This is a genomic window from Brachybacterium sp. p3-SID957 (genome assembly GCF_025144775.1).
In the GTDB taxonomy this organism is placed as follows: Bacteria; Actinomycetota; Actinomycetes; order Actinomycetales; family Dermabacteraceae; genus Brachybacterium; species Brachybacterium epidermidis.
On record NZ_JALXKT010000044.1, the window covers coordinates 1 to 26,468 of the forward strand.

General features: G+C 70.3%; 24 protein-coding genes. 20 read left to right on the forward strand and 4 right to left on the reverse strand.

The genetic code is table 11. From position 1 onward, the window contains the following. From M3B01_RS10165 to M3B01_RS10215, 11 genes are all read left to right on the forward strand, one after another. Nucleotides 1-489, forward strand: a 489-nt coding sequence (locus M3B01_RS10165; RefSeq protein WP_259791817.1) for an HIT domain-containing protein, incomplete at its 5' end; no start/stop codon positions are given. Between the two features lie 93 nt (nucleotides 490-582). Next, nucleotides 583-2,016 (forward strand): PrsW family intramembrane metalloprotease, encoded by a 1,434-nt coding sequence (locus M3B01_RS10170; protein ID WP_259791820.1) that lies wholly within the window; start codon nucleotides 583-585, stop codon nucleotides 2,014-2,016. A gap of 118 nt (nucleotides 2,017-2,134) precedes the next feature. Beyond that, on the forward strand, nucleotides 2,135-2,893 hold the full coding sequence (locus M3B01_RS10175; protein ID WP_259791822.1) for a YebC/PmpR family DNA-binding transcriptional regulator: 759 nt from the start codon (nucleotides 2,135-2,137) through the stop codon (nucleotides 2,891-2,893). 13 nt (nucleotides 2,894-2,906) lie between these two features. Beyond that, nucleotides 2,907-3,497 carry a crossover junction endodeoxyribonuclease RuvC gene (ruvC, locus tag M3B01_RS10180; protein ID WP_259791825.1) on the forward strand — a complete coding sequence of 197 codons (591 nt, stop codon included), beginning with the start codon at nucleotides 2,907-2,909 and terminating at the stop codon, nucleotides 3,495-3,497. 26 nt (nucleotides 3,498-3,523) lie between these two features. Continuing rightward, nucleotides 3,524-4,144 carry a Holliday junction branch migration protein RuvA gene (gene ruvA, locus M3B01_RS10185; RefSeq protein ID WP_193866202.1) on the forward strand — a complete coding sequence of 207 codons (621 nt, stop codon included), beginning with the start codon at nucleotides 3,524-3,526 and terminating at the stop codon, nucleotides 4,142-4,144. Further along, entirely contained in the window at nucleotides 4,141-5,259 is a 1,119-nt protein-coding gene (gene ruvB / locus M3B01_RS10190) for a Holliday junction branch migration DNA helicase RuvB (RefSeq protein WP_396123357.1), read from the forward strand. The genes ruvA and ruvB overlap by 4 nt, the downstream gene beginning before the upstream one ends. Before the next feature lie 95 nt (nucleotides 5,260-5,354). Continuing rightward, the gene (gene yajC, locus M3B01_RS10195; RefSeq protein WP_259791829.1) at nucleotides 5,355-5,819 is read left to right on the forward strand and encodes a preprotein translocase subunit YajC; all 465 of its coding nucleotides are present in this window, start codon (nucleotides 5,355-5,357) and stop codon (nucleotides 5,817-5,819) included. An 86-nt stretch (nucleotides 5,820-5,905) separates the two neighbouring features. Beyond that, nucleotides 5,906-7,759 carry a protein translocase subunit SecD gene (secD, locus tag M3B01_RS10200; protein WP_259791831.1) on the forward strand — a complete coding sequence of 618 codons (1,854 nt, stop codon included), beginning with the start codon at nucleotides 5,906-5,908 and terminating at the stop codon, nucleotides 7,757-7,759. Next, on the forward strand, nucleotides 7,756-8,973 hold the full coding sequence (gene secF, locus M3B01_RS10205) for a protein translocase subunit SecF (protein ID WP_259791833.1): 1,218 nt from the start codon (nucleotides 7,756-7,758) through the stop codon (nucleotides 8,971-8,973). Before secD ends, secF begins: the two co-directional genes overlap by 4 nt. Beyond that, entirely contained in the window at nucleotides 8,970-9,521 is a 552-nt protein-coding gene (locus tag M3B01_RS10210) for an adenine phosphoribosyltransferase (protein ID WP_259791835.1), read from the forward strand. Before secF ends, M3B01_RS10210 begins: the two co-directional genes overlap by 4 nt. 135 nt (nucleotides 9,522-9,656) lie before the next feature. Further along, the gene (locus tag M3B01_RS10215) at nucleotides 9,657-12,011 is read left to right on the forward strand and encodes a bifunctional (p)ppGpp synthetase/guanosine-3',5'-bis(diphosphate) 3'-pyrophosphohydrolase (RefSeq protein WP_311203221.1); all 2,355 of its coding nucleotides are present in this window, start codon (nucleotides 9,657-9,659) and stop codon (nucleotides 12,009-12,011) included. Here M3B01_RS10215 and M3B01_RS10220 read toward each other — a convergent pair. Together M3B01_RS10220 and M3B01_RS10225 are read right to left on the reverse strand one after the other, a co-directional pair. Beyond that, on the reverse strand, nucleotides 11,951-12,637 hold the full coding sequence (locus tag M3B01_RS10220; protein ID WP_259791837.1) for a hypothetical protein: 687 nt from the start codon (nucleotides 12,635-12,637) through the stop codon (nucleotides 11,951-11,953). The genes M3B01_RS10215 and M3B01_RS10220 overlap by 61 nt on opposite strands. Nucleotides 12,638-12,719: 82 nt before the next feature. Further along, complete coding sequence (locus tag M3B01_RS10225) at nucleotides 12,720-14,156, reverse strand: DUF349 domain-containing protein (protein ID WP_259791839.1); 1,437 nt, start codon at nucleotides 14,154-14,156, stop codon at nucleotides 12,720-12,722. Nucleotides 14,157-14,363: 207 nt separating this feature from the next. Here M3B01_RS10225 and hisS point away from each other — a divergent pair, with 207 nt between their 5' ends. Both hisS and trxA read left to right on the forward strand, forming a co-directional pair. Next, entirely contained in the window at nucleotides 14,364-15,725 is a 1,362-nt protein-coding gene (hisS, locus tag M3B01_RS10230; protein WP_193866209.1) for a histidine--tRNA ligase, read from the forward strand. A gap of 69 nt (nucleotides 15,726-15,794) precedes the next feature. Further along, entirely contained in the window at nucleotides 15,795-16,166 is a 372-nt protein-coding gene (trxA, locus tag M3B01_RS10235) for a thioredoxin (RefSeq protein ID WP_193866210.1), read from the forward strand. Nucleotides 16,167-16,279: 113 nt separating this feature from the next. Here the strand turns inward: trxA and M3B01_RS10240 are convergent, their stop codons facing one another. Beyond that, nucleotides 16,280-18,184 carry a DEAD/DEAH box helicase gene (locus M3B01_RS10240; RefSeq protein ID WP_259791842.1) on the reverse strand — a complete coding sequence of 635 codons (1,905 nt, stop codon included), beginning with the start codon at nucleotides 18,182-18,184 and terminating at the stop codon, nucleotides 16,280-16,282. Between the two features lie 263 nt (nucleotides 18,185-18,447). On the opposite strand from M3B01_RS10240, the gene aspS reads away from it, so the two are divergent. Then, nucleotides 18,448-20,271, forward strand: a complete 1,824-nt coding sequence (gene aspS / locus M3B01_RS10245; protein ID WP_193866212.1) for an aspartate--tRNA ligase — start codon at nucleotides 18,448-18,450, stop codon at nucleotides 20,269-20,271. A gap of 74 nt (nucleotides 20,272-20,345) precedes the next feature. Here aspS and M3B01_RS10250 read toward each other — a convergent pair whose 3' ends face one another. Further along, the gene (locus tag M3B01_RS10250; protein ID WP_193866213.1) at nucleotides 20,346-20,942 is read right to left on the reverse strand and encodes a DUF3043 domain-containing protein; all 597 of its coding nucleotides are present in this window, start codon (nucleotides 20,940-20,942) and stop codon (nucleotides 20,346-20,348) included. 55 nt (nucleotides 20,943-20,997) lie between these two features. On the opposite strand from M3B01_RS10250, the gene M3B01_RS10255 reads away from it, so the two are divergent. The 6 genes from M3B01_RS10255 (at nucleotide 20,998) to M3B01_RS10280 (ending at nucleotide 26,453) form a co-directional block, all read left to right on the forward strand. Then, nucleotides 20,998-22,437, forward strand: coding sequence for a dipeptidase (locus M3B01_RS10255; RefSeq protein ID WP_259791845.1), 1,440 nt, complete (start codon nucleotides 20,998-21,000; stop codon nucleotides 22,435-22,437). After that, nucleotides 22,434-22,712: a hypothetical protein gene (locus M3B01_RS10260; protein ID WP_193866215.1), complete on the forward strand. Its 279-nt coding sequence runs from the start codon at nucleotides 22,434-22,436 to the stop codon at nucleotides 22,710-22,712. The genes M3B01_RS10255 and M3B01_RS10260 overlap by 4 nt, the downstream gene beginning before the upstream one ends. A 108-nt stretch (nucleotides 22,713-22,820) precedes the next feature. Continuing rightward, complete coding sequence (erpA, locus tag M3B01_RS10265; protein WP_193866216.1) at nucleotides 22,821-23,177, forward strand: iron-sulfur cluster insertion protein ErpA; 357 nt, start codon at nucleotides 22,821-22,823, stop codon at nucleotides 23,175-23,177. Nucleotides 23,178-23,396: 219 nt separating this feature from the next. Then, the gene (coxB, locus tag M3B01_RS10270) at nucleotides 23,397-24,332 is read left to right on the forward strand and encodes a cytochrome c oxidase subunit II (RefSeq protein ID WP_259791847.1); all 936 of its coding nucleotides are present in this window, start codon (nucleotides 23,397-23,399) and stop codon (nucleotides 24,330-24,332) included. Then, entirely contained in the window at nucleotides 24,329-26,035 is a 1,707-nt protein-coding gene (gene ctaD / locus M3B01_RS10275) for a cytochrome c oxidase subunit I (RefSeq protein WP_193866218.1), read from the forward strand. The genes coxB and ctaD overlap by 4 nt, the downstream gene beginning before the upstream one ends. Before the next feature lies 1 nt (nucleotide 26,036). After that, the gene (locus M3B01_RS10280; RefSeq protein ID WP_259791849.1) at nucleotides 26,037-26,453 is read left to right on the forward strand and encodes a cytochrome c oxidase subunit 4; all 417 of its coding nucleotides are present in this window, start codon (nucleotides 26,037-26,039) and stop codon (nucleotides 26,451-26,453) included. Nucleotides 26,454-26,468 lie beyond the last annotated feature (15 nt).

A 26,468-nucleotide genomic window follows, 5' to 3' on the forward strand; every position in this document is an offset into this window, starting at 1 on the left:
CGCTTGTGGACCCCGCACCGGATGGCCTACATCGGCGGCGAGAACAAGCCCGAGGACCCGGACGACGGCCGTCAGTGCCCGTTCTGCACCGCCCCGCTGCGCTCGGACGAGGACGCCTTGATCGTGCACCGCGGTCAGAGCGCCTACGCGATCCTGAACCTGTACCCGTACAACTCCGGGCACCTGCTGGTGTGCCCCTATCGGCACGTCGCGGACTACACGGAGCTCACCCAGGACGAGGTGCTCGAGGTCGCCGAGATCGCCCGCACCGCGATGCGCGTGATCCGCGAGGTCTCGAACCCCGCAGGCTTCAACCTGGGCATGAACCAGGGGCCAGTGGCAGGGGCCGGCATCGCCGCCCATCTGCATCAGCACGTGGTCCCGCGCTGGATGGGGGATGCGAACTTCCTGCCCATCGTAGGTCGCACCAAGGCCGTGCCGATCATGCTGGCGGACACCCGGCGGCTCTATGCCGAGGCATGGCGCTGATCTGCCGGGGCACGGCGCTGAGCTACCATGGCCGCGGCCCAGGTCACCGCGCGCCAGGTGCCACGGCGATCACTCGGGGGAGGGGAGCACAGGATGAACCGCACTGACGCTCCCGCGCGTACCCCCGCCGGGGCCCCCGGGCAACAGCCCGGTCCGCTGCCACCGCGAGGAGCACCCGGCCCGGTTCGGCGCGACGGTCAGGGCCCGCCGCGTCCAGTCCCCCACAACGACGGCTACGGCTACGACGTCGATCGTGTCGATCCCCGCGGCCCGGTCAGGCTCGGCGATGGACGGACGCCACGGGTGCGCAGGCGGCGCGCCTGGCTGCAGTGGCTCGTATGGGGAGGCTCCATCCTGGGGCTGCTGCTGGTGGCCGCGGGTGTCTACCTCTTCGCGATCAGGCCGCTCGGCTTCGGCACCTCGCTGGTGGCGTTCACCGCTGCCCTGGTGCCGGTCACGATCGTGCTGCTGGCGATCTGGTGGCTCGACCGCTACACCCCCCAGCCCCGCCTCACCCTGGTCTATGCGTTCATCTGGGGCGCTGCCGGGTCCGTGGGCCTGACCCTTTTCTTCGGCGGCTTCTTCACCGCCTGGATCAGCCCCACCGAGCCCGAGGCCATCACCGCCGAGTTCCTGGGTGCGGTGATCCAGGCCCCCGTGGTCGAGGAGTTCACCAAGTCCCTGGGCCTGATCGCTCTGCTGTGCTGGGGGCGGCGCTTCATCGGCGGCCCGATCGACGGCGTGGTCTATGCGGCGCTGATCGCGGGGGGCTTCGCCTTCACCGAGAACATCCTGTACTTCGGGCAATCCTTCCACCAGGCCCAGGCGATGGGGGAGGTGGCCGTGTTCTGGCAGACCTTCTACCTGCGCGGCCTGCTCTCGCCCTTCGCCCATGTGTCCTTCACCGCGCTGTGCGGCCTGGGTCTGGGGATCGCGGCGGAGCGCCGGTCGCTGATGCTGTACTTCGGCCTGGGCATCGGCGGGCTCTCGCTGGGAATGGTGCTGCACGCCCTGTGGAACGGTTCGACCTTCTTCATCGAGGTCGACCCCGCCGACCCGCTCGCCGGGTTCCTACGCTACTACCTCACCGTCCAGGTGCCCATCTTCGTGCTGCTGGCCGCCATCGCCATCTGGCTGCGGGTGCGCGAGCGCCGCATCCTGCGCCGCCAGCTCAGCGAATACGGCAGGGCGGGATGGTTCTCACCCGACGAGGTGACCATGCTGCTGTCGATGCGGCGGCGCCGGAAGGCGGAGAAGTGGGCGGGTCGCCACGGGGCTCTGGCGCGCATGGGCATGCGCGATCTGATCCAAGCGGCCGTCGAGCTGGCTCTGGACCGCCACAGCGTCCTGTTCGGCAGACCCACTCGGCGATCCCGCATGCGCGAGCGCGAGCTGCTGGAGATCATCACCGCGGATCGTCGCCTGATCGGCGCCCTCACCGCGCCCGTCGTGCGCGAGGTGACCCCGCCGGCTGCGAATGGGGCCGCCGCTGCTTCGGGTCGGGCTGCCCCCGCCGTCCGCGCCTGAGGTCATCCCCGCGCGAGCGGCGGTCCACGGCGTATGCAAGGAACCGCTGGCGGCCGAGGTCGAGGGCCGCCCCGTAGAATGGGCCGCCGACAGGACGCACGTGATCGGGAGGAGAACGATGGCCGGGCATTCCAAGTGGGCGACCACCAAGCACAAGAAGGCCGCTCTGGACGCCAAGCGGGGCAAGCTGTTCGCCAAGCTGGTGAAGAACATCGAGGTGGCAGCCCGGATGGGCGGCCCCGACCCGGCCGGCAACCCCACCCTGTTCGACGCCATCCAGAAGGCCAAGAAGACCTCCGTCCCCAACGACAACATCGACCGTGCCGTCAAGCGGGGCGGCGGGCTCGACGGCGGCGGCGTCAACTACGAGACCCTCATGTACGAGGGCTACGCCCCCGGTGGGGTGGCCGTCCTGGTGGAGTGCCTCACCGACAACAAGAACCGCGCGGTCTCCGAGGTGCGTCTGGCCTTCAGCCGCAACGGCGGCAACATGGCGGACTCCGGCTCGGTCTCCTACCTCTTCGAGCGCAAGGGCGTCGTCACCGTGCCTCGGGGCGACCTCAGCGAGGAGAACCTGCTGGAGGTGGTGCTGGACGCCGGTGCGGAGGAGATCCTCGAGGAGGGGGAGACCTTCGAGATCCACTCCGCCGCCACCGATGTGGTGGCGGTGCGCACCGCGCTCCAGGAGGCGGGCATCGACTACGACAGCGCCGAGGCCCAGTTCGTGCCCACCATGCGCACCCCCGTGGACCTGGACGGTGCGAAGAAGGTGCTGCAGCTGATCGACGCGCTCGAGGACAGCGACGACGTGCAGGAGGTCTACTCCAACGTGGACATCCCCGCCGAGGTCGCCGCACAGCTCGAGGACGAGGACTGAGGTCCGCACGCCGATGTCACTGCGTGTGCTGGGGGTGGACCCCGGGCTGACCCGCTGCGGCATCGGCGTGCTGGATTCCGCCGGGGGTCGACGTGCCACGCTGGTGGCCGCCGGGGTGGTGCGCTCCTCGAGCGAGGACCCGATCGACCAGCGCCTGCTGGCCATCTCCCGCGGGCTGCGCGCGTCGATCGAGGAGCACGCCCCGGACGTGGTCGCTGTCGAGCGCGTGTTCAGTCAGAACAACACCTCCACCGTGATGGGCACCGCTCAGGTGTCCGGGATCGCGATCCTGCTCGCCGCCGAGCGGCGCATCCCGATCGCCATGCACACGCCCTCGGAGGTCAAGGCCGCGGTCACCGGGTACGGCCGCGCCGACAAGAAGCAGATCCAGGCCGTACTGGTGAAGCTGCTGGGCCTGGACGCCCCGCCCAAGCCCGCCGATGCCGCTGACGCAGTCGCGATCGCGCTCACCCAGCTGTGGCGGGGGCCCGGGCCGGTGCGGCTGGACTCCACCGGCGGGGCGCGCACCAGCGCCCAGGCCCGCTGGGCGGAGGCGGAGCGCGCGGCCCGACGCGCCCGGGAGTCCTCCACCTCCCGCTTCTGATCGAACACTCGTTCTAGGGTGGCCGCGTGATCGCTTCATTGACCGGGCGCGTGGCCCGCATCGAGTTGGACGCGCTGGTGCTGGAGGTGGGCGGCATCGGCTATCTGGTGCGCACCACGCCGCAGGCCCTGGCCTCCACCCGCCACGGTGCCGAGCTCACCCTCCACACCGAGCTGGTGGTGCGCGAGGACTCGCTGACCCTGTACGGATTCCCCCACCCCGAGGAGACGGAGATCTTCCGCATCGTCCAGTCGGTCTCCGGGATCGGTCCCCGCATCGCCCTGGCGGTGCTGGCGGTGCTGGAGCCGGAGGAGCTGCGCCGGGCCGTGGCCGAGGAGGACGTTCGCACCATCACCCGCACACCCGGCATCGGGCCGAAGGTCGCCGGGCGGATGATCCTCGAGCTGAGCGGCAAGCTCGCCACCCCCAGCGGGGCGCCGGCGAGCACCACCGCCCCGGCAGGGTCGCCGGCCGCCGCCGGCGGAGGCGGGATCGACGCCGATGTGATCGAGGCCCTGGTGGGCCTGGGCTGGCCGGAGAAGGCCGCTGCCGGCGCTGTCGCCACCGCCCGCGAGGGCGAGGGCTCCGACCTGGATGCTGCGTCCCTGCTGCGCAGCGCCCTGCGCGGACTGGCGAGCGCCCGATGAGCGCGAGCAATGACCAGGGCCTGAGCGCTAAGAGGGGCGCGGGTGTGAGCGAGAGGTTCGAGGAGGGCGCCGAGGACCAGCATCCCGGGCACCTCACCGACCCCGATGCCGTCGCCCCCGAACGTGCCGCCGAGGCGGCGCTGCGACCTCGTCGGCTCGAGGAGTTCGTGGGCCAGCAGGTGGTCCGCGATCAGCTCTCGCTGGTGCTGGAGGCCGCCACCGGCCGCGGCCGCACCCCGGAGCACGTGCTGCTGTCCGGCCCTCCGGGCCTGGGCAAGACCACCCTGGCGATGATCATCGCCGCCGAGCTGTCCGCGCCCCTGCGCATCACCTCCGGGCCGGCCGTGCAGCACGCCGGGGACCTCGCCGCGATCCTCTCCTCCCTGGACGAGGGCGAGGTGCTGTTCATCGACGAGGTGCATCGCCTGGCACGGCCCGCCGAGGAGATGCTGTACATCGCCATGGAGGACTTCCGGGTGGACGTGGTGGTGGGCAAGGGGGTGGGCGCCACTGCGATCCCGCTGGACCTGCCCCCGTTCACCGTGGTGGGTGCCACCACCCGGGCGGGCCTGCTGCCCGCTCCGCTGCGCGACCGGTTCGGCTTCGTGGGGCACCTGGACTACTACGGGCCCGGGGAGCTGCGCGAGGTGGTACGGCGCTCCGCTGTGCGACTGGAGGTGGAGCTGGAGGACGAGGCCGCCGCCGAGATCGCCTCCCGCTCCCGCGGCACCCCCCGCATCGCCAACCGTCTGCTGAGGCGGGTCAGGGACTGGGCGCAGGTGCGCGGCACCGGCACCCTGAACCTGGAGGCGGCCCGCGAGGCCCTGCGGGTGTACGAGGTCGACGAGCGCGGGCTGGACCGGCTGGACCGCGCCGTTCTCAGTGCCCTGTGCACACGGTTCGCCGGGGGACCGGTGGGGCTGTCCACCCTCGCCGTCGCCGTGGGGGAGGAGACCGAGACGGTGGAGACCATGGTCGAGCCCTACCTGGTACGGGAGGGCTTCCTGGTGCGCACACCGCGAGGACGCACCGCGGCACCCTCGGCGTGGAGCCATCTGGGGCTTGCACCCCCGGAGCCGCAGACCGGCACCACGCCGCCGCTGGGTCGCTTCTGATCCCGGAGCGGTAGAGTGGGGCGGCCCGACCCGGGCACCGCTGTGCGCTTCGCCCCCTGACCACTGCTCCCGGGCCGCCCGTCGGAAGGAACCCTGTGGAATCCCTGCTCCCGCTCCTGTTCATGTTCGCCCTGCTGATGCTGCCGATGGTCTGGCTCTCCAGCCGTCAGCGCAAGATGCAGCGGCAGCAGATGGAGGCGGTGTCCCAGCTGGGCGTCGGCGACGAGGTGCGCACGCATTCGGGCTTCTACGGCATCATCGTCGAGGAGTTCGGCGACCAGGTGATCCTGGAGACGGAGAACGGGGCCCAGATGAAGTGGGACCGCCGCGCGATCTCCGGTCTCGCCCAGCCCACCGGCCCGGCCGCGGAGGCCGCGACCGCCGATGGCGCCGAGGCCGATCGGCTGGACCCGGCGCTGGAGGACCAGGAGCGCGTCGACCCCGCTCCCTCGGCGGTCTCGGACGATTTCTCCACGCCGTACGATGACAGCGTTCGTCGCGAGGACCCGTCCGGGACCTCGGAGAGCGACGGGTACGAACAGGATCGCCGCGAGCGCTGATCATCGCCTGATCAGCCGTCTCCCAGCGCCTCCCGCTGCCCTGCCCGTCGCATTGACCTGCCCGTCGTCCTGAGGAACCGCGCTCCATGCCCCTGCGCCGTCTAGCTCTTGCCGCACTCGCGGTGCTGATCCTGCTGTTGGGCGGTGGTATCGCCGCCGGCACGAAGTGGGGCGGTTGGCACCCGGCACCGGCCCTGTCCCTCGATCTGGCCGGTGGTACGCAGGTGATCCTGCAGGCCACCTCCCGTGACGGCTCGCCGATCGACCGGGACGCCATGGAGCAGGCCCGGCAGATCATCGCCCAGCGCGTGAACGCCATGGGTGTGGCAGAGACCGAGATCACCGTGCAGGGCGGCACCAACATCGTCATCGACGTACCGGGCACGATGGACCAGGCCACCTCCGAGGCCCTGCGGCAGACGGCCGCCATGGGCTTCCGCCCGGTGCTGGGCGTGGTCGCACCCGAGGGCACCGGGGAGGCGCTTCCCTCCGACGGCGGCGGCTCGGACGCGGGCGCCTCCGATGCCGGTGGTGACGCCGGCAGCGGCGAGACCTCCCAGCCGCCCGCCGATCCCAGCGCCCTGCAGTTCGACCCCCTGGTGGGCACTGATCCCTCGATGGCGCCCACGCCCACCGCTCCCGGTCAGGACGACCTGCCGTACCCCGCGTGGTCGATGGACTGGCTCACCGCCGAGATCCAGAACGAGCTGATGACGGTCGACTGCACCGACCCGGCCGCTCAGCAGGAGCGGGTCTCCCAGGCCGCACCGGATGAGCCGGTCGTGGCCTGCGACCCCGACGGCACCCAGAAGTTCGTGCTCGGCCCCCAGGTGGTGGCCGGCTCTGCCGTGCGCGATGCCAGCGTGGGCTCCGACATGACCCCCACCGGGCAGCCCACCGGCTTCTTCGTCACCAACATCCGCTTCCAGGACGCCGCCGCCCAGTCCTTCTCCCACATGACGCAGGCGCTCTACGGCGGCGAGGGCGCCACCACGGCCTTTGCCATCGTCCTGGACGGCCTGGTCATCTCCGCCCCCACCGTGGAGGAGCCCTCCCCGGGCGGTGAGGCCTCCATCTCCGGCAACTTCACCCAGGAGCAGGCCTCCCAGCTCGCGGACCAGCTGCGCTTCGGCGCGCTGCCGTTGGAGTTCGAGGTCGCCTCCGAGCAGCAGATCTCCGCCACGCTCGGCTCGGACCAGCTGGAGAAGGGCCTGATCGCCGGTCTCATCGGGCTGGCGCTGGTGGTGCTCTACGCGATCGGTCAGTACCGGGCCCTGGCGGTGGTCACCACAGGCAGCCTGATCGTCATGGGGACGCTCGCCTACGGCATCCTCACGGTGCTCTCCAACATCCCCGAGATCGGCTACCGGCTCTCCTTGGCGGGAGTGGTGGGCCTGATCGTCTCGATCGCCTTCACCGCCGACTCCTTCATCGTGTACTTCGAGAGGGTCAGGGACGAGATCCGCGACGGCCGCGGGATCGTCTCCGCCGTCGATCACGGCTGGGCCCGTGCGCGCCAGACCATCCTTGCCTCAGACGCGGTGAACCTGATTGCCGCGGTGGTGCTGTACGCGCTGTCCACCGGAGGTGTGCGCGGATTCGCCTTCGTGCTGGGCGTCACGACGATCCTGGACCTGATGGTGGTGTTCCTGTTCACCCACCCCCTGCTGCAGACCCTCGTGCGCACCCGGTTCTTCGGCAAGGGGCACCCGATGAGCGGTCTGGACCCCGCGATGCTGGGCCGCAGCGTGCCTGCCTACGCCGGCCGAGGGCGGGTGCGCACGCTGAGCGAGACCCGGCCCCGCGGGCGCGGCTCCCGGGCCGTCGAGCCGGAGCCGCGGCTCACCTTGGCCGAGCGCAAGGCACTGCGTGCCCAGGAGAGCGCGCAGGAGGATCCGCCCAGCAGAGGTTCAGATCCGACCGGGGAGGAGAACCGATGACCACCGCACTGTCCTCCTTCGGCAACTCCCTGCACGACGGGACTCGCTCCTTCCCCTTCGTGCGTCGACGCCGCACCTGGTACCTGCTCAGCGCCGTGGTGCTGCTGGTGCTGGGCACCATCGGGGCCCTGCGCGGCCCGGCCCTGGGAATCGAGTTCACCGGGGGATCGGAGTTCCAGATCGCCGGTGTGGGCGATGCCGATCAGGCCGTGGCCCGCGACATCGTGCGCGAGCACGTGCCCACCAACGAGCCCAAGATCTCGGTGCTCGGCCAGGACACCCTGCGGGTGCAGACCGAGCAGCTGGATCCCGCCGAGACCAGCACCCTGGCCCAGGAGCTCGCCGAGGGGTACGGGGTGGAGACCTCGAACGTCTCGACCTCCTTCGTGGGACCGGTGTGGAGCAGCGACATCACTCAGAAGATGCTGCGGGGCGTCGCCGTGTTCCTGGCGCTGGTGGCCCTGACGATGGCGCTGTACTTCCGCAACCTCAAGACCTCGATCGCCGCGATGCTGGCGCTGCTGCACGACATGGCGCTCACCATCGCCGTGTACCTGGTGGTGGGCTTCGAGATCACCCCGGCCACCGTGATCGGCTTCCTGACCATCCTCGGCTACTCCCTGTACGACACGATCGTCGTGTTCGACAAGGTGCGCGAGAACACCGAGGACCTCACCTCCCAGCACCGCTTCACCTTCGCCGAACAGGTGGAGCGTGCCGCCAACCAGACCCTGGTGCGCTCGATCAACACCTCGGTGGTCGCCCTGCTCCCCGTCGGCGCGATCCTGGCGATCGGCGCCTTCGTGCTGGGGGCGGGCACGCTGAAGGACATCTCCCTGGCGCTGTTCGTCGGCATGCTGGCCGGCACCTACTCCTCGATCCTGCTGGCCCCCGGGTTCCTGGTGGACCTGCGGCGTCGGGAGCCGGAGATCGTCGCCCACACGCGCCGCGTCCGCGGTGGGTATGACGCCGAGGACCCGGGAGCCGAGGACCCGGCCGACGTCGAGGCCGACACCGGTGAGCGCGATGTCGAACAGGCCGCCGACCGCGACCCGGATGATGTCGACACCGAGGTCGCCGAGGGCACGGACGCCGCGCCGACCGAGGACCGATCGGATGATGCGCCGCACTCCGCAACCGCCGACCGCACCCGATACCAGCCGCGCCGCACCTCACGTCGGCGTCGGAACGCACCACGACGAGGACAGCCATGACCGCCGACCACCACCTCGCCCAGCAGGTCGCCGACCTGCTCGGCACCCATATCGCCGAGTACCCCGACTTCCCGGAGCCCGGAGTGCTGTTCCGGGACATCACGCCGCTGCTGCGCGACGCGAAGGCGCTGCGCACGGTCATCGAGTACTGGGTGGGCATGCTCCCGGAGAACATTGAGTACATCGTGGGCACCGAGGCGCGCGGGTTCGTGCTCGGTGCGCCGCTGGCCTACGAGCTCGGAGCCGGATTCGTGCCCGTGCGCAAGGCCGGCAAGCTCCCCGGCGCCCCTGCCTCCCTGCGCTATGACCTGGAGTACGGCTCGGCGGAGGTGCAGATCCAGAAGGACGCCCTGCCCGAGGGGGCCCGCACCCTGGTGGTCGACGACCTGCTCGCCACCGGCGGCACCGCGGCCGCGACGGTGGAGCTCACGCGCACCTTCGGTGTGGAGCTGCTGGGTGCCTCGTTCCTGATCGAGCTGGAGGGGCTGCAGGGCCGCGAACGGCTCCCTGACGTCCCGATCACCACGGTCTGGTCGATCCCGAACTGAGACCCGGCTGCCCGTGGACGCGGGTCCGACCTGCACCGCTGCGAGCGTAGACTGACCGTCTCAGGCAGGAGGTGAGCAGTGCAGGACCGCACCGTACCCGAGGGCGCCGTGGGGCGGGCCTCCGAGAGGTCGCCCTTGAGCCCTGCCTCCTCGCCGTCGAGCCCTGCGTCCGCTTCTGAAGGCCCGGCCGTCCCCCCGCGGCGCGGCCGCTCCCGTCTGTCCTTCTTCGGCTCCCGGCCTGCCTCCAGCACCTCCCCGCTGCTGGTCCCGCTGCTCGAGACCTTCGCGCCTGGCCGCTCCAAGGAGGAGTTGGCGCTGATCCAGCGCGCCTTCAGCGTGGCCGAGCGCGCCCACCGCGGGCAGATGCGCAAGAGCGGTGACCCGTACATCACCCACCCGGTCTCGGTCGCCACCATCCTCGCCGAGCTGAGCTCTCCCGCCGAGGTGATTGCGGCCGCCCTGCTGCATGACACCGTCGAGGACACCGACTACTCCCTGGACCAGCTCCGTGAGGACTTCGGCGAGGTGATCGCCGTGCTGGTGGACGGCGTCACCAAGCTGGACAAGGTCACCTACGGGGAGGCCGCCCAGGCCGAGACGGTGCGCAAGATGATCGTGGCGATGAGTCGCGACGTGCGGGTGCTGCTGATCAAGCTGGCCGACCGCGTCCACAACGCGCGCACCTGGAAGTACGTCCCGGCGGCCTCCGCGGAGCGCAAGGCCAAGGAGACCCTGGAGATCTACGCCCCGCTGGCGCACCGGCTGGGCCTGAACACGATGAAGTGGGAGCTGGAGGACCTCTCCTTCCAGGCCCTGTACCCCAAGGTGTACGAGGAGATCGTGGCGCTGGTGGCCCAGCACGCCCCGGCGCGGGAGCAGCACCTCTCCGCAGTCTCACGGCAGATCCGGGAGGACGTGCGCAAGGCGAAGATCAAGGCGGAGGTCACGGGCCGTCCCAAGCACTACTACTCGATCTACCAGAAGATGATCGTGCGCGGCAGGGACTTCGCCGACATCTACGACCTGGTGGGCGTGCGCGTGCTGGTGGACACGGTGCGGGACTGCTACGGCGTGCTGGGGATCCTGCACGCGCGGTGGTCGCCCGTTCCGGGGCGGTTCAAGGACTACATCGCGCTGCCCAAGTTCAACCTGTACCAGTCGCTGCACACCACGGTGATCGGGCCCACCGGAAAGCCGGTGGAGATCCAGATCCGCACCTGGGAGATGCATCGACGAGCGGAGTACGGCGTCGCGGCCCACTGGAAGTACAAGGCGATGGCCGGCAGCAGCTCCTCGCCCCGCCCCATCAGCGACGAGGCCACGTGGCTGCGTCAGCTGATGGAATGGCAGAAGGACACGACCGACTCCGGGGAGTTCCTGGACTCCCTTCGCTTCGAGATCAACACCCAGGAGGTCTACGTCTTCACCCCCAAGGGGGACGTGCTGGCCCTCCCCCAGGGATCCACCCCGGTGGACTTCGCCTACTCGGTGCACACCGAGGTGGGGCACCGCACCATGGGGGCGCGGGTCAACGGTCGGCTGGTGTCGCTGGAGTCCACGCTGAACACGGGCGACGTGGTCGAGGTGTTCACCTCCAAGGCGCCCGGTGCGGGCCCCAGCCAGGACTGGCTCGGCTTCGTGAAGTCCGCCCGCGCGCGCACCAAGATCCGCCAGTGGTTCTCCAAGGAACGCCGCGAGGGCGCCCTGGACAAGGGCAAGGAGGATCTCGCCAAGGCGCTGCGCCGGCAGGACCTGCCGATGCGGCGACTGCTCACCCACGAGACCCTCGCCACGGTGGCCTCGGATCTCAACCTCGGCTCGGTCGATGCCCTGTACACCGCGATCGGCGAGGGCCATGTGGGCACGCAGAACGTGGTGGAGAAGCTGCGGGCCACCTTCGGAGGGTCCGACGGCGCCGCCGAGGACGTGGCCGAGATGGCGCTGCCATCGAAGGCCCGCTCGCGACCCTCCCGGGCGCAGCGGCACGTCTCCGACACCGACCAGGGCGTGGTGGTGGACGGACAGACGGACCTGTGGGTCAAGCTGGCCAAGTGCTGCGCTCCCGTGCCGGGTGATCCGATCATCGGCTTCGTCACCCGGGGTTCCGGCATCTCCGTGCACCACACCAGCTGCGGCAATGCGGAGCAGCTGCGCCAGAACCAGCCCGACCGCCTGGTGGACGTGCACTGGTCGGGCCGGATGGGATCGGCCTACCTGGTGCACATCAAGGTGGAAGCGCTGGACCGCTCCCGCCTGCTGACCGATCTGGCCCTGGTGATCTCCGAGCAGCAGGTGAACCTGCAGTCAGCCTCCGCCCAGTCCCACGACGATCGCCTGGCCACCGGGTACTTCTCCTTCGAGCTCGCGGATCCGGCGCATCTGCAGTCGGTGCTGGCGCAGGTGCGGCGGGTCGAGGGCGTGTACGACGTCTACCGGGTCACGGCCGACGGCAAGCCGGTCTCCGCGGCCGCCCCGCTCTCGGCCTCCTGAGCGGGCGCGGGCGGCGCGAGGGGAGGTGTCCCGGTCAGCAGGGCCTCCAGCCGTCGGTGCGCGGTCCGGGTGAGGTAGTAGTGGCCGAGGGAGTGCAGCTGACCCTCGACCTCCGCCTCGGTGACGTGGCCGGACTCCAGCAGGGCCCGTACGCAGCGAGCGGCGGTCGTGGCGTCGGCGAAGCGCAGCAGGTCCAGGGCTGTGCGCACCGGCGAGGTCACCGGCGCGCCGCCGACGGTCTCGACGTCACCGGAGCTGAACGAGGCGTGCGCGACCCGGACCCCTGCCACGCGGCTTCGGTGCGCCGGCGTCAGCAACCGGGCCGGCGCCGGTGGCGTCCCGCCCAGGATCACCCACGCAGCGGATTCGCCGGCGATCACGTGGTGGGAGCGCAGCTGTGGCCCGATGGCAGCGCCGAGCAGCAGAGCGCGCCGGAGTGCACTGCTCAGGACATCGGGCGGGACGAACACGCCCGGCACGATGCGCTGCAGGTAGCCGTCGGCGACCAGGGAGTCCATGGTGGGGGACTCGGGCCAGGCCTGCAGCTCGGCGGCGAGCGGGACGGCGAGCTCCGCCGCATGCTGCGACCATGCCGCACAGGGAGCGTCGTCGCCTAGGGGGTCCATGCCCCGACGATGACGCAACCGGCCGGCCCCGACAATGGGGACCGGCCGATTGTGGACGGGCTGCGGTGGGGAGGATCCTCGCTCAGCCGAGGTCGCGAGCCGAGCGCTCGATGACCGCCAGCCACTCCTTGCGGGCCTCGAGGGCGGCCTCGGCCTCTGCGATCCGCTTCGGGTCACCGGAGGCCCTCGCCTTCTCCAGCGCCTCCTCGTAGCCGGAGATGGCCGCATGCAGCTGAGAGGACGCACCCTCGACACGCGCCTTGGTGCGAGGGTCGGTGCGGCGCCACTCGTCCTCCTCGGCCTTGCGCACCGCGCGCTCGACGGCCCGCAGGCCGTCCTCGATGCGGTGCATGTCCGAGCGTGGCACCTTCCCTGCCTCCTCCCAGCGGTCCTGGATGGAGCGCAGCGCGGACTTGGCGCCCTCCAGGTCCTGCTTCGGGTCGATGGCCTGCGCCTCGGCCAGCAGTGCTTCCTTGGCCTTCAGGTTCTCCTTCTGCTCGCCCTCGGTGGCCTTGAGGTCCTCGTTGCGGGCGGCGAAGAAGTGATCCTGGGCGGCCTTGAAGCGGGCCCACTGGGCGTCGTCCTTCTTGCGGCTGCCCCGGGGAGCCCTGCGCCACCGGTCCATCAGGTCCTTGTAGGCGCGGACGGTCGGCCCCCAGTCGGTGGAGTCCTTCATCGACTCCGCCTCGGCGATGAGCTGCTCCTTGACCTGTGCGGCCTCGCCGTGCTTCTCATCGAGCTGCGAGAAGAACTGCTTGCGCATGCGATCGAAGGAGGCCCGGGCCGAGGACAGCCGCTTCCACAGCGCCTCTTCGGTGGGGCGGTCCAGCGACACACCCTCGGACTGCATCGTCTTCCACGTGGGGACCATCTGACGCATGGTCTCCCCGGCGCTCTTCCAGGAGATCTGCGAGGGATCGGTCGCCACCAGCGCCTCGATGGACTCGACGAACTCGGTGCGGCGCGCCGTGGCCTCCTCCCGAGCGGCCACCCGCTCCGCCTCCAGGGCCTGGATCTTCGACTTCGCGTTCTCGCGCAGATCGTGTGCCCGCGCCCGCAGGGCCGGGATGTCACCGACCACCTGAGGCTCCTTCATGTTCTTGCGAAGGTTCTCCAGCAGACGGTTCAGATCGTTCTGGGTGTGCTCCGGTGCCGCGAGCCTCTTCTCGGTGAGATCGAGGAAGGCCACCAGGTCCAGGTATGCCCGAGCGAAGGGCTCCAGCGCCTTGTCGCGGTCGGCCTCGGCGGTGGTGCCGATCGTGCGCACCTGCGTCCCGTCCTGCACCGTCACCGTGCCGTCCTCGGCCACGGAGCCGAACTCCCGCGCCGCAGCGATCGCCGCCTCGTCGTACTGCGCGGGCGGGGGGACCGCGGGGAGCAGGGGAGCCGAGGGCTTCTTGCCGGCCAGAGCGGCAGGGGAGGGCGCGCCCGGTCGAGGTGAGGGGCGGGGGACCGCTCGGGGCTTCGGGCTCGCCGATGGTGCGGCCTGCGGGGGGACGGGGGTCTCGGACTCGCTCACGACTGAGCTCCTTCGATCTGATCCGCTGCGGGGCGGGACGGGCCGTCACCGGGACGGCCGGGGCTGTCGCGGCGCTCCGGAAGGGGAGCGCCACGAGAGGGAACTCTACAGCGATTCGGCAGGTGATCCGCTCCGCATCCGTCTCCTCGCCGGGGCCATAATGGTCGGGCCCGTCCAAGACCGTCTCCCGTGAAGGAAGTGCATCCCGTGGCGAAGATCTCCGCCCTGTCCGGATTCCCCGAATGGCTGCCCTCCGAGCGCCTTGTCGAGCAGCACGTCATCGACGTGTTCCGCGAGGTCGCCGAGCTGCACGGGTTCTCCGGCATCGAGACCCGCGCGGTCGAGCCGCTCGAGCAGCTGCTGCGCAAGGGGGAGATCGACAAGGAGGTGTACGTGCTGCGCCGCCTGCACGCCGAGGACGAGGACGCCTCGGCCGCCGGGGCGGGATCCGACCCGGCGCGCACCCTGGGCCTGCACTTCGACCTCACCGTGCCCCTGGCCCGGTACGTCCTCGAGCACCAGAACGACCTCGCCTTCCCGCTGCGCCGGTACCAGGTGCAGAAGGTGTGGCGCGGCGAGCGCCCCCAGGACGGCCGATTCCGAGAGTTCTACCAGGCAGATCTCGACGTGATCGGGCAGGACACCCTGCCCGGCCACATCGAGGCCGAGGTGGCCGTGGTGATGGCCGAGATCCTGGCCCGCCTGCCCCTGCCCGCGGTCACCATCCACGCCAACACCCGGAAGCTGTCCGAGGGCTTCTTCCGCTCGATCGGCCTGGAGGACCACACCGCCGTTCTGCGCGCTCTCGACAAGCTCCCCAAGATCGGCGAGGAGGCCGTGCGCGACCTGCTGCTGGGGGAGGCGGGCGCCAGCATCGAGCAGGCCGACGCGTGCCTCGCCTTCGCCCAGATCCGCACCCGTGACGCCTCCTTCGCCGAGCAGGTGCGCGAGCTCGGCGGCCGCGGCGAGATGGTCGAGGAGGGCATCGAGGAGCTCACCGCTGTGGTGGAACGGGTGGAGGCAGCCGTCCCGGGTGTCATCCTGGCGGACCTCTCGATCGCCCGCGGCCTCGACTACTACACGGGCACCGTCTTCGAGAGCTTCGTCGAGGGGCACGAGGGACTGGGCTCGATCTGCTCGGGCGGTCGCTACGACTCCCTGGCCACCGACAACCGCCACAGCTACCCCGGGGTGGGGCTGTCCATCGGGCTCTCCCGCCTGGTGGCGCGGATGCTCTCGGCGCAGATGGTGCGCGCCACCCGGCCTGTCCCCACCTGCGTGCTGGTGTCGGTGGCCGACGAGGGCTCCCGCTCGGACAGCGACGCCGTCGCCCGCGCGCTGCGCTCCCGCGGCATCCCGTGCGAGGTGGCCCCCACTGCCGCGAAGCTCGGCAAGCAGATCCGCTACGCCGACCGACGGGGGATCCCCTTCGTGTGGTTCCCCTCCGCTGACGGCGAGCACGAGGTCAAGGACATCCGCAGCGGTGAGCAGTCCTCCGCCGACGTCGCCACCTGGCAGCCGCCGGCGAAGGACCGCACCGTGCGGATCGTCCCGGCCGACGGGGCCTGACCGATGTGAACTGGCTCACGCGGCGTGCGGGTAAGGAATCTGCCGGCCCCGCCCGTCGTTCGTCCTGGCATGGCTACAGTCACCCTGACCGCTGAGAACCACGACACGACCGTCGAGGACGGCATCGTCCTGATCGACTTCTGGGCGGGCTGGTGCGTTCCCTGCCAGCGCTTCGCCCCGATCTTCGAGAAGGCCGCCGAGGAGCACACCGACGTCACCTTCGCGAAGGTGGACACGGAGGACCAGCAGCAGCTGGCCATGCGCTACGGCGTCACCTCCATCCCCACGCTGGTCGCCTACCGCGAGGGCATCCCGGTGTTCTCGCAGGCCGGGGCCCTGCCGCAGTCGGCACTGGAGGACCTCATCGGCCAGGTGAAGAACCTGGACATGGACCAGGTGCGCAAGGCCTACGCCGAGGCGCAGGAGCAGCAGGAGGGCTGACGAGCCCCGCTCCTCCACGAGACACGAGGCCCGCATCCGATCGGATGCGGGCCTCGGCGCGTCTCCGGGGCCGGTTGCGAGCTGCGACGCTCGCAGCGGCCCGTGGTGGGCCGTCAGTCCCCGTTGCCCTCGTGCCGACGGAACGAACCGGAGCGGCGCTTGGAGTCGAAGCGGGAGCCCCCGCCCTCGCGGTGCCACGGCTTGGCACCGTCGCGTCGCAGCGACCGATCTGCCTCCCGGCGGAACCCGCGGTCGCCGTCCCTCGTGAAGGAGCGGTCGCCGTCGCGGCGGAACGGACGGTCGCCGGCCGGGCGGCGGTCGCGACGGGGTCCGGTGTCCTCGGCGATGCGCAGCTCACGGCCGCCCACCTTCGCCGAGCCGATCGCGGCCAGCTGCTGCGAGCTGAGCCCACCGCGGATCTCCACCAGGGAGAAGCTGCCGAAGATCGAGATCTTGCCGACGTCCTTCCCGTTCACGTTCCCCTCGCCGGTGATCGCCCCGACGATGGCCGGCGGTCGCGCCCCGTGGGTGTGGCCCACACCGATGCGGTAGGCGGTGTAGCCCTTCTCGGTGCGCGGTGCGGGCCGCCGCTCGTCCTCACCGCGGTCACGGCCGCGATCGCGGCCGGTGAGGGTGGCGCCGGTGAACTCCTCGTCCTCGGTGACGGTGCCGGGGCCGTCGTCGCCCACACCCATTGCCGCCAGCGCGACCGCCAGCTCCACGGCATCGAGCTCCTTCTCGGCCAGGAACTCGCCGATCAGTTCGCGGTAGAGCTCCAGGCGGCCCCGCTCCAGGCGCTCGGGTGCCTTGCCCAGCAGGGCCTGCAGCCGATGCTTGGACACGTCCCGCGGGGAGGGGACCTGCGCTTCCTCGAGAGTCTGACGGGTGGCCTTCTCGATCGCCCGCAGGGCGCGCCTCTCGTGAGGACCGATGAAGGTGATGGCCTGACCGCTGCGGCCGGCACGACCGGTGCGGCCGATGCGGTGCACGTAGGCCTCCGGCTCCCGCGGGACGTCGAAGTTGACGACCAGGCCGATCTTCTCCACGTCCAGACCGCGCGCGGCGACGTCGGTGGCCACCAGCACCTTCAGGGAGCCGTCGCGCAGGCGCTCGACGATCTTCTCGCGCTCCTTCTGGGGGACGTCGCCGCTGATGCTCGCGGCGACCAGGCCGCGGGAGACCAGCTCGGAGCCCACCTCCTCGGCAGCGGCGCGGGTGCGCACGAACACGATCGCGGCCTCCGCATCGGTGGTGGCCAGCACCCGGGCCAGGGCACCGGTGCGATGCCGGAACGGCACCACGGCGTAGCTCTGGTGCACGCTGTCCACGGTGGAGGACTGCGGGGAGACGCTCACCCGGACCGGGTCGTCCATGTGCTCGGAGGCCACCTTCTGGATGGCTGGAGGCATGGTGGCCGAGAACAGCGCCACCTGGCGGGTGGCGGGGGAGTGGGACAGGATTTCCTCCACGTCCTCGGCGAATCCCATGCGGAGCATCTCGTCGGCCTCGTCGAGGACGGCGAAGCGCACGCCGTCCAGGCGCAGCGTGCTGCGCTTCATGTGATCCATCACGCGCCCGGGAGTGCCGACGACCACCTGCACGCCGCGGCGCAGTGCCTTCTCCTGCGGGCCGTAGGGGGAGCCGCCGTAGACGGCGACCACGTCCAGACCGTCGATCGAGGTGGCGAAGGACGTGATCGCATCGGCCACCTGCATCGCGAGCTCGCGGGTGGGGGTCAGCACGATCGCCTGGACGGACTTCTCCGCCGGATCCATGGCGGACAGCAGCGGCAGTCCGAAGGCGGCCGTCTTCCCGGTGCCGGTCTGGGCGACGCCGATGACGTCGCGCCCGCTGAGCAGCGCGGGGATCGTCTGCACCTGGATGGGGGAGGGCCGCTCGAAGCCGAGCTCGGCGACGGCGCGGCGCAGAGGAGCCGAGAGCCCCAGGTCGTCGAAACCGGTCTGGGCGGGGGAGGGTGTGTCGTCGGTCGACTCGGGGGCAGGGGCAGCGTCGGTCATGAAGTCCTTCGGCGGTGGGGGTGGAGCCCGGCGAGTCGCGCAGGGCGGTGCTCGTACGGCGACGGGCGGGTGGACCCGCACTACCGCAGGTCGGACGAGGTGACAGTCTACGGGCGGGGCTGCCCCCGGGATAGGGGTGCGTCCGGCGATGTCGCTCACCCTGCGCGGTACGCTGGGCCCCGGCGGCCCGTGCCGCCTCGCGGACCCGGATGCCCGGTCGCACCGGATCCGCGGTACCCGCCCCTAGTGATGAAGGACTTCTCGTGCTGCGCACCCATCTCGCCGGCGAGCTCCGCCCGGAGCACATCGGACAGACCGTCACCCTCACCGGATGGATCGGTCGCCGCCGTGATCACGGCGGCGTGACCTTCCTGGACCTGCGCGACGCCTCCGGGGTGGCCCAGGTGGTGGTGCGCGAGGACGAGGCCATGCATCTGCGCAACGAATACGTGCTGAAGGTCATCGGCACGGTCGATCGCCGCCCCGAGGGCAACGAGAACCCGCAGCTGGCCACCGGCGACATCGAGGTCACCGCGACCGAGGTCGAGGTGCTCAACGCCTCTGCCCCGCTGCCCTTCCAGCTCGACGAGCACACGGAGGTCGGGGAGGAGACCCGTCTGCGCTACCGGTACCTGGACATGCGCAGGCCCGGCCCGGCTCGCATCCTGCGCCTGCGCTCGGACGCCAACCGCGCCGCGCGCGAGACCCTCCTGGACGACGGCTTCGTCGAGGTGGAGACGCCGACCCTCACCCGGTCCACCCCCGAGGGCGCCCGGGACTTCCTGGTCCCCGCGCGCCTGGCCCCCGGCTCTTGGTACGCGCTGCCGCAGTCCCCGCAGCTGTTCAAGCAGCTGCTGATGGTGGGCGGCGTGGAGAAGTACTTCCAGCTGGCCCGCTGCTACCGCGACGAGGACTTCCGCGCGGACCGCCAGCCCGAGTTCACCCAGCTCGACATCGAGATGAGCTTCGTGGACCAGGAGGACGTGATCACGATGGCCGAGGGCGTCGTGAAGAGCGTGTGGGCGCTGGCCGGGCACGAGATCAGCACCCCCATCCCGCGGATCACCTATGAGGAGTCGATGCGCCGCTACGGCTCGGACAAGCCCGACCTGCGCTTCGACCTCGAGATCACGGAGATGACCGAGTACTTCGCGAGCACCCCCTTCAGGGTGTTCCAGGCGCCCTACGTCGGTGCCGTGGTGATGGCCAGAGGTGCCTCCCAGCCGCGCCGCCAGCTCGACGCCTGGCAGGAGTGGGCCAAGCAGCGCGGCGCCAAGGGTCTGGCCTACGTGCTGGTGCAGGAGGACGGCACCCTCGGCGGGCCGGTCGCCAAGAACCTCTCCGAGCAGGAGAAGGAGGGGCTCGCGCAGAAGGTCGGCGCCGAGCCCGGCGACTGTGTGTTCTTCGCCGCCGGCGAGCCCAAGCCTTCCCGCGCCCTGCTGGGGGCCGCGCGGGCAGAGATCGCCGAGCGACTGGGCCTGATCGACCACGACGCCTTCTCCTTCGTGTGGGTGGTGGACGCCCCCATGTTCGAGCCCGCCGGTGACGCTGTCGCCGCGGGCGACGTCGCCGTCGGCTCCGGTGCCTGGACCGCTGTGCACCACGCCTTCACCGCACCCAAGCCCGAGTACCTCGACACCTTCGACACCGACCCGGGCGCCGCCCTCACCGACGCCTACGACCTGGTGTGCAACGGCAACGAGATCGGCGGCGGCTCGATCCGCATCCATCGCCGCGACGTGCAGGAGCGCGTGTTCGCGGTGATGGGACTGAGCCCCGAGGAGGCCCAGGAGAAGTTCGGGTTCCTGCTGGACGCCTTCGCCTACGGTGCCCCGCCCCACGGCGGCATCGCCTTCGGCTGGGACCGCGTGGTGGCACTGCTGTCCGGTGTGGAGTCGATCCGCGAGGTGATCGCGTACCCGAAGTCCGGCGGCGGCTACGACCCGCTCACGCAGGCCCCGGCACCGATCACCCCGCAGCAGCGCAAGGAGGCCGGCATCGACGCGAAGCCCGCAGCTCCCGCGAGGAAGAAGGAGGCGAAGGACAGCGCCGAGGCGGGCCCGACGGGCGGCGACCAGCAGGCCTGAGCTCGCAGCGACCCCGAGCACGACGAAGCCCCCCCGGGGATCCGGGCGGGCTTCGTGCCGACGGGCGGTGCGCGTCAGCCGCGCGGAGCCTCACCGTGCTTGATCATGGGCCGGGGCAGTCGCCAGCGGCGGATCTGGATCGAGCGCATGATGCCGTATCCCACCAGTCCCCTCTCCACGTCACCGAAGCGCTCGGTGAGCACGGCGCGCAGGCGCTTGCGCAGGAACACCGAGTCCACCACGCAGGCGATGATCCCGCCCCACAGCACGATGATCATGCCGGTGCTCATCACCATGTACAGGTCAGGCCTGACCAGCGGCAGCACCAGTGCCACCAGCATGAAGGCCAGGGCGACCGGGAAGAAGATCTCGGCGAGATTGCGCCGGGAGTCGACGACATCGCGCACCAGGCGACGCTCGGGCCCGCGGTGCTGGATCGGCATGTTCTTCTCGTCGCCGGTCATCAGCGCCTGCTGGGCGTTCATCCGCTCCCGCTGGGAACGCTCCCGGTCCCGCCGGCGCGCCTCCTTGCGGTCGGTGACCACCAGCGGACGGCGCCGGGCGGCTTCGGCCTCGCGGCGGCTGCGGGTGGGCCGACCCTTCGAACCGGGCCTGACGGGCTGCGGCTCCGGCTCGGGCTGGGCGGGGGGCTGGGACTTGCGGAAGATCACCGGGGCATTCTAGGCGGGGTCACCTGGGACGCGTCCGGGCGGTACGGTGGCAGGCATGAACGGAGTTGACGATCACATCCCGTCCCGTCCCCGGAGCGATGCCGGAAGCGGCACGGCACCGTGGGGCCCTGACACCGATCCTTCCGCGCTGGACGCGCAGCTCCAGCAGCTCCTGCCCCAGGCGATCGCGGATCTCGAGGACCTCGTGCGCATCCCCTCGATCGCGTTCCCCGGCTACGACCGCCAGCCCGTGCACCGCAGCGCCGAGGCTGTGGCGGACCTGCTGCGCGATGCCGGCCTGCAGGAGGTCTCGATCGAGTCCGTGGGGGACGGTGCACCGGCGGTGATCGCCCGCACCCCTGCCCGGGAGGGCATGCCCACCGTGATGCTGTACGCCCATCACGACGTGCAGCCCACCGGGGATGTCGAGGCGTGGTCCAGCGCCCCGTTCGAACCGACCCGCCGGGGCGATCGGCTGTTCGGCCGCGGGGCCGCCGACGACAAGGCCGGCGTCATGGCGCACGTGACCGCCCTGCGCCTGGTCGGGGAGCAGCTGGCCGCCGACGGCATCGGGGTGACCGTCTTCGTGGAGGGGGAGGAGGAGTGCGGCTCGCCCACCTTCCGCCCGTTCATCGAGGCCTACCGCGAGCAGCTCGCCGCCGATCTGATCATCGTGGCGGATTCGGCCAACTGGGACGTGGGCACCCCCGCCCTGACCACCAGCCTGCGCGGTGTGGTGGACCTGACCGTCGAGGTGCGGGTGCTCGAGCACGCCGTGCACTCCGGGCTGTTCGGTGGACCCGTCCTGGACGCCCTCACCCAGCTCTCCCGCCTGATCGCCACCCTGCACGACGGGAACGGCGAGGTCGCCGTCGAGGGCCTGGTCCGCGCCGCGGACCCCGCCGTCGAGATGCGAGAGGCCGACTACAGGCGAGATGCAGGGGTCCCCGCCGGCCTCGCCCTGTCCGGGACCGGTGGTATCGCCGCCCGGCTGTGGACCAGGCCCGCACTGTCCGTGATCGGGATCGATGCACCCGCCGTCAAGGAGGCCTCCAACACCCTGATCCCCGCGGCTCGGGCGAAGATCTCCCTGCGCATCCCGCCCGGCCAGGAGCCCGCCGCCGCCATGGAGGCCCTGGCGAGGCATCTGGAGGCGCACACGCCGCCCACCGCACAGGTGACCATCCACCAGGGCGAGGAGGGCAAGCCCTACCAGGCGAAGCAGGACACCCCCGCCACCGCCCTCGCGCGAGCGGCGCTCGGCACCGCCTGGGGCACCGAGGCCGTGGACACCGGGCTGGGCGGCTCCATCCCCTTCATCGCCGATCTGCTGGAGGTCTTCCCCGACGCGGAGGTGCTGGTGACGGGGGTGGAGGATCCGCAATCGCGGGCACACGGCATCGACGAATCGCTCCACCTGGGGGAGTTCGCCCGCGTGTGCCTGGCCGAGGCGCTGCTGCTGCGCGGCGCGGGTGCTCTGGGCAGGGCCTCGTGACCCATCCCCACGACCGCAGCGGGCGAGAGCCGGGAGCCAGCCCCACCGTCTCGATCCTGACGGTGCCCGCCCTGTTCGGCGGGCTCGTGCTCGGCTTCCTCGCCGGGTACTTCCTCGTGTGGTGGGGGGCGCTGGTGGTCATCGCCGTGGTGATGGGGGCGTTCGCCGCCGTCGTCTCCGGCCGGGAGCGGGATGCCGCCACCGCGCTGATCCTCGGCACCGTACTGGGCTACGGGGGAGTGCTGCTGCTGGCCACGTTCCGCGGGGCGCTCTGACAGCAGCCGCAGCACCGCGAGGGTGAGCCGCATCGCCCCCGCGCCCCGGCCACCGCCCGATCGAGCGGCGTAGGCTTGTGACACATCAGCTCTCCGAGGAGGACCTCCATGACCATCGCCACCGAGCGCCCGTCCGCCGCCCACGGCGTGACCCTCACGCCCGTCGCCGTCGCGAAGGTGAACTCTCTGCTCGAGCAGGAGGGGCGCGATGACCTCCGCCTGCGCATCGCGGTGCAGCCGGGCGGCTGCTCCGGTCTCATCTACCAGCTCTACTTCGACGAGCGCCTGATGGACGGCGATCTCACCGTCGACTTCGATGGCGTCGAGGTGGTGGTGGACAAGATGAGCAACCCGTACCTCACCGGTGCCGTGATCGACTTCGCCGACAGCATCGAGAAGCAGGGCTTCACGATCGACAATCCCAACGCGCAGAGCTCCTGCGCCTGCGGCGACTCCTTCGCCTGAGCCGCACCTCACAGTGCGCGTCCAGGGCCGCCCGCCCAGCGTGCCTTTGGTCCCGGACGCTCGCAGAACGCGTATGATGACGGGGTGCCGTCAAGTGTCGGGGCCGCAGAAAGTCCTGGTCCTGGCCTTCCCGCGAGGGAACGGCACCGCGGGCGGCAGCCCACCGAGCACCGGCTCCCCTCCCCAGGGGCCCACGGAACGAGCGGAAGGTCATCCTCAGTGATCCCCCAGGCCACACAGCGTCCGCGGCGTCGACGCCGCGCGGCGGCAGCAGGCGCGGCCCTCGCGGCGCTGCTGCTCACCGGTTGCACCGACGAGCAGCTGCGCGGGTACCTCCCCGGCTACAACGACGGCCAGGTCACCAACCACACCGAGCGCATCACCCAGATGTGGGTGGGCTCCTGGTCCGTGCTGGTCCTGGTCGGCCTGCTGGTGTGGGGACTGACCATCTGGTGCGCCATCGCCTACCGTCGCCGCAAGGACGACGTCGGCTACCCGATCCAGCTCCGCTACCACGTGCCGCTGGAGCTGATGTTCACCCTGCTGCCCGTAGTCATGATCATGACCCTCTTCTACTTCACCCAGCGCGACGTGCGCGAGATCGAGCACCACGTGGCCGAGCCCGACCTGACCGTCAACGTGGTGGCCAAGCAGTGGAGCTGGGACTTCAACTACGTCGAGCACGATGTGCACGAGCCCGCTGGCGTGCAGTCCTTCCAGACCGGCCAGGAGGGCGCAGCCGAGGCCCTGCCCGTGCTGTACCTCCCCGTCGGCCAGACGGTCGAGTTCCAGCTCGACTCCCGCGACGTGATCCATTCCTTCTGGGTTGTGGACTTCCTCTACAAGAAGGACATGTTCCCCGGCCACACCACGAGCTTCCAGATCACTCCCACACGTGAGGGCGTCTACGCGGGCAAGTGCGCCGAGCTGTGCGGCGAGTACCACTCGGACATGCTCTTCAACGTGCACGTGGTCTCCCAGGAGGAGTTCGACCAGCGCATGCAGGAGCTCGAGGAGCAGGGTTACACCGGCCAGCTCGGTGTGGACCTGAACCGCAACGAGGAGGACTGGTCGATGCGCGAGCGCTACGACGAGGCACACCCCCGCAACGCCGAGCGCACCACCACCCCGCCTGCTGAGGAGAACGACCAGTGAGCGCCCCCACCACCACCACCCGTCAGGTGCCCGCACGCTTCGAGCAGCGCGGTGAGCACAAGCGCGGGAACAAGATCTTCGATCTGCTGACCACCACGGACCACAAGCTCATCGGTCTGCTCTACATGGGCATGGCCTTCGCCTTCTTCTGCTTCGGCGGTGTGCTGGCGCTGATGATCCGCGCCGAGCTGTGGGAGCCCGGCCTTCAGGTCGTGGTCTCCAAGGACCAGTACAACCAGCTGTTCACCATGCATGGCACGATCATGCTGCTGATGTTCGGCACCCCGCTGTTCAACGGCTTCGCGAACTACCTGGTGCCCCTGCAGATCGGCGCCGTCGACATGGCGTTCCCGCGACTGAACATGTTCGCCTTCTGGCTCACCCTGTTCGGTTCGCTGATCGCCGTGGGCGGCTTCCTCACCCCGCAGGGCGCGGCCTCGTTCGGCTGGTTCGCCTACGCGCCCCTGGCCGACACCACGTTCAGCCCCGGGCTGGGCGGTGATCTGTGGGTCTTCGGACTGGCGTTGCAGGGCTTCGGAACCATCCTGGGCTCGGTCAACTTCATCACCACGATCATCTGCATGCGCATGCCCGGCATGACGATGTTCCGCATGCCGGTCTTCACCTGGAACGTGCTGATCACGGGCGTTCTGGTGCTGATGGCGTTCCCGCCGCTGGCCTCCGCGCTGCTGGCGCTCGGCGCTGACCGTCGCTTCGAGGCGCAGATCTTCAACCCTGAGAACGGTGGCCCGGTGCTGTGGCAGCACCTGTTCTGGTTCTTCGGCCACCCCGAGGTGTACGTGCTCGCCCTGCCGTTCTTCGGCATCGCCTCGGAGATCATCCCGGCCTTCAGCCGCAAGCCGATCTTCGGCTACAAGACGCTGGTGGGCGCCACCATCTCGATCGCCGCCCTGTCCGTGACCGTGTGGGCCCACCACATGTACACCACGGGCGCAGTCATGCTGGACTTCTTCGCCTTCATGACGATGCTGATCGCCGTGCCCACGGGCGTGAAGTTCTTCAACTGGGTGGGCACCATGTGGAGGGGGTCGATCACCTTCGAGACCCCGATGCTGTTCACCCTCGGCTTCCTAACCACGTTCCTCTTCGGTGGGCTCACCGGCGTGATCCTGTCCAGCCCGGTGCTCGACTTCCACATCTCCGACACCTACTTCGTGGTGGCCCACTTCCACTACGTGATCTTCGGGACCGTCGCCTTCGAGATGTTCGCCGGCTTCTACTTCTGGTGGCCGAAGATGTTCGGCTACAAGCTCAGCGAGAAGATCGGCAAGATCCACTTCTGGATGCTGATGATCGGCTTCCACATGACGTTCCTGGTGCAGCACTGGCTGGGCGTCATGGGTGCTCCCCGCCGCTATGTGAACTACCTCGCCGAGGACGGCTTCGGCTGGATGAACCAGCTCTCCACCGTGGGGGCGTTCATCCTGGGTGCCTCCACGTTGCCGTTCATCCTCAACGTGGTGCTCACCCACATCAAGCGCGAGAAGGTCTTCGTGGACGACCCGTGGGGCTACGGCGCCTCGCTCGAGTGGGCCACCTCCTGCCCGCCGCCGCGTCACAACTTCCATTCGCTGCCGCGCATCCGCTCCGAGCGTCCCGCCTTCGACCTCCACCACCCGGAGGTCAGCGCGCAGGACCACATGCTGAATCAGGAGCCGGCACAGAACAGGGACACCAACTGACATGAGAGCATCAGCGCGCATCTTCTGGATCCTCGCGGTCTTCTTCCTGATCGTGGCGATCATGTACGGCCTTCTCACCGGTTTGTACGAGCCTCTCGGCATCGAGCCCGTCGGGTTCCCGGCCATCCTGGCGCTGTCCGGACTGGCAGCCATGATCGGCACGTACCTCACGCTCAACAACCGCAAGTTCGGGACCCGTCCGGAGGACCGTCTGGACGCGGAGGTCGAGGACGAGGCCGGTGTGCAGGGCAGCTTCGCGCCCTACAGCTGGTGGCCCCTGTGGGCGTCCCTCGGTGCCGCCCTGGTGTTCCTGGGGGTTGCTGCGGGTTGGTGGATCTTCGCCCTGGGCATCATCGTCTCGATCTACGGCGTGATCGGCTGGGTGATGGAGTTCTCCACCGGCCAGTACAGGCACTGACCTCGCCGCATCGAA